Origin of the sequence: Amphritea sp., assembly GCF_050300915.1 — a bacterium.
Classification (GTDB): domain Bacteria; phylum Pseudomonadota; class Gammaproteobacteria; order Pseudomonadales; family Balneatricaceae; genus Amphritea.
The window spans coordinates 1-1214 of the sequence record NZ_JBNKYN010000158.1; the positions used below are offsets into that span (position 1 = coordinate 1).

General features: G+C 34.4%; 1 protein-coding gene. It reads right to left on the reverse strand.

Translation table 11 applies throughout. The annotated features are described in order from the left end of the window. Nucleotides 1-1003 precede the first annotated feature (1003 nt). On the reverse strand, nt 1004-1214 hold a 211-nt coding region (locus ACQY8X_RS20905; RefSeq protein ID WP_428037062.1), incomplete at its 5' end, for a hypothetical protein.

Consider the following 1214-nt stretch of genomic DNA (forward strand, 5'->3'; position numbering starts at 1 on the left):
GTACAAGTCTTTACATCATTTGTGATGTTGAGTTTGGCTTGTGTCTTTGAGAGAGTGTTGTAATCTTCCAACCATCGAGATGTGAGGTGACCGTTTGGGGATCGATGTTGTGGTTTGAGCAACGGTTGGAATGGTGAAGATGGTTAATACGGTCATGACATGTGGTGCTCGAATCTACTAAGGACCGAATCTTAGTAATAGACACCGTCACACCCCAAAATTCCAAATTTTGGAATGTGACTAAAATTTGCTAAATTTTAAAACTTTTTCATAATAGATAAAAGCTTGATTTTAGAATTTCGAAGGGATTCAAATTTATTTAGGCAAAAGATTATTTTCTAAATTATTAAATCAATTTAGGCTTTTATAATTGATTGCTGCATTCATGCCGACTTGCATTTATTCTTGTATTGATGTGTGATCTAGAATTAGATTCCGAATAGAATTTGTTTGAATTCGATTAAATTTTGTTTAAATATTAAATCCTGTACATTAGAAACATTTTTATATATTCCCTTAACCCTTTTGGTTAAATTCCATGCAGTTAGTCTATATATATATATATATATATTTATTATTTTTCATCTCATCTCACATTCCCACACCGACCCAGTGCCGTGACCCATTTTTCCCAATGCGCCGGCCCAGTCGCACCACAGCTTTGCCCCTGTCTTTTTATATGATTCCTTTTAAACCCAATCTTTTCTTTAAGGAAAATAATTCTAAAATCTTTTCTGAAACTCCTTTTCAGAAAATAGTTTCTGACTCTTTATTTAATTATTTTTGATCGAGTCTTTGGTACAAAAAAATTCTTTTCATTCTATGAATTTTCTATACCTTACATCTTAGCCTATTTATTTAAATTTAATCAAAGATAATCCCCTAATTAATTATCTATTTATAATTAGGCATATATCTTTCTTTTAAAAAAATAATTTTTACCAACTTCATAAATTGTCTTTTATTTTTTCTCCCCAAAAATTTTCAAGTTTAGAAAAAATTCCTATTTTTCTTTTCTTTTCCTAAATTTTCTTTTTCTTCTCTCTTTCCTACTTCTCTCCATCCTCACGCCCAGTTCGTTCAGCACGAAACAACGAGCAGCAGCAGCACGCACGAGCAGAGAGAGGAGCAGGCCCATGGCACCCCTACAAGCTCCCCATGCCGCCCCCAAGCCGTGCCTCTGCTTCCTCTTCCCCTTCCCCCTCCTTCCCTTC